Origin of the sequence: Streptomyces sp. NPDC005728 (assembly GCF_040630895.1) — a bacterium.
GTDB lineage: Bacteria > Actinomycetota > Actinomycetes > Streptomycetales > Streptomycetaceae > Streptomyces.
Genome location: NZ_JBEXYL010000270.1, coordinates 1 through 2,032, shown reverse-complemented (window position 1 = coordinate 2,032; position 2,032 = coordinate 1). Strand labels below are relative to the sequence as shown.

Genomic DNA, 2,032 nt, shown 5'->3' with positions numbered 1-2,032 from the left:
GGACTACCTCGACCAGCGCGAGATACCCCGGCCGAAGTCCTGGCGAACCCTGGGCACCTGACCTCGGCAACTCCAAGATCCCCGACAGAGTCAAGCTTAGAAGCCGTTGTCTTACCGGATGTGATCACTGAGTTTCCGCTGCTCAGGCATGGTTCTGGTGTCGCCGTGGGAGCGTTCGGGCGATCAGTTCGTCCTCGACGATGCGGAGGCGGCCGGTGGCATCGGTGATGGGGTTGCTGGAGGAGCGGGAGGCCGCTGCCCGAGTGCGGGTGGAGGAGCTTCAGACAGAGGCGGACCGGATCCTGTCCGAACTCGCTGCGGCCGAGACGGTGTTGGAACGCCGGGCGATCGCTCGGGCAGAGCCTGCCGAGGCCCTGGCCGCCCCGGTGATGCGGCGGATGCGGCCGTGCAGGAGGCGCCGGAGCCTGCCCCGGTGTCGGCGGCCAAAGCGGTGAAGGTCCCGGTCACGGGGTCGATCGTGCCGCACTTCGGGGAGGGGATGACGGCTGGGGCGCTCGCGCCGGATTACCGGCGGGTCGTGGAGTTGGTGGAGTCCGGTCCGGGAGGCGGTGAGGGGGTGTCGGCGAAGGAGATCGCGTCCGGGGGACAGGCATCGGGTCATCGATACCTGTATCGGTCTCTTGATTGGCGCGGATACCTCAGCAGCTTTAGTTTCGACACCGAATAGCACTGAGCCCAATAGACCACCGGTATCCGGTTTCGTTCGGCCGCACCCGGCCCGAATGTGTAGTTGGCTAGCCAGGGAGACGTGGGAAAAGTGAGACAGAAAAAGATTCTGGCGGTGGTGACCAATCAGGCCACCTACGGGGCGAGCGACCACCGGACCGGCCTGTGGCTGGCTGAACTCGTCCATTTCTACGACAAGGCGGTGAAGGTCGGCCACACCGTGGATGTGGTGAGCCCGGCGGGCGGCGAAGTGCCGCTCGACCCCCGAAGCCTCGGCCGCCTGTTCGTCGACAAGACGGTGCGCGGCTATCTCGACGACCCGGCCTTCATGACCGCCCTCAAAGCCACCGCTTCCGTCGGCGACGCGGATCCGGACGACTACTCCACGATCTTCTTCACGGGTGGCCACGGCACGATGTGGGACTTCCCCAACAGCGCCGACCTGCAGCGAACCGCCCAGGCCATCTATGCCCACGGCGGCATCGTCTCCTCGGTCTGCCACGGCGCCTGCGCCCTCATCAACCTCCAGGACACCGACGGGAATCCGCTCGTACAGAACCGCACCGTCACAGGATTCGCGACGGTCGAGGAACGACTGGCCGGTGTGAAGAGCAGGGTGCCGTTCCTCCTGGAAGACGAACTGCGCGCGAAGGGCGCCGAGTACGTGCGCGGTACTGTCCCGATGACGCCGCATGCCGTGCGTGACGGCCGCCTCATCACGGGCCAGAACCCGGTGTCCACCAAGGCCGTCAGCGACCTGATTCTCGCTGCCCTGGCCGAGACCGACTAGCCGGCAACAGACCGTCTGCCGGCACACCCCGCTTTTCGGAACACCCAGCCTCTCGAAACACCCCACCTCTCGGAGACCGCACCATGTCGAAGATCCTTTTCGTGCTCACCGGCGCCGACCACTGGACGCTGGCGGACGGCACCAAGCACCCGACCGGCTTCTGGGCCGAGGAAGCCGTCACCCCGTACGAGGCGTTCACGGCCGCCGGCCACGAGGTCGTCGTCGCCACGCCGGGCGGCGTCGTGCCGCCCCTGGACCAGGGCAGCCTTGCGCCGCAGTTCAACGGCGGCGAGGAGGGCGCGAAGAAGATGGCGGACGCCGTCGCCTCGATCAGCGAGCTCCGGCACCCCATCCGGCTGGAGGATGTCGAACTCGCCGACTACTCCGCCGTGTTCTACCCCGGTGGCCACGGCCCGATGGAGGACCTGGCCGTAGACGCCACCTCCGGCAGGCTCCTCATCGACGCGCTCGCCTCGGGCAAGCCGCTCGGCGTGGTCTGCCACGCCCCGGCCGCGCTGCTGGCCGCCACCAAGGCCGATGGCAGCAACGCCTTCG

Annotated in this window: 2 protein-coding genes; both read left to right on the top strand. The window is 67.5% G+C overall.

Annotated features, from left to right (window positions below; all coding sequences use genetic code 11):
- Positions 1-802 precede the first annotated feature (802 nt).
- Positions 803-1,477, top strand: coding sequence for a type 1 glutamine amidotransferase domain-containing protein (locus tag ABZ471_RS48475; RefSeq protein ID WP_359075573.1), 675 nt, complete (start codon positions 803-805; stop codon positions 1,475-1,477).
- Between the two features lie 83 nt (positions 1,478-1,560).
- Positions 1,561-2,032 (top strand): type 1 glutamine amidotransferase domain-containing protein (locus ABZ471_RS48470; RefSeq protein ID WP_359075572.1); only part of this gene is annotated, 472 nt, incomplete at its 3' end.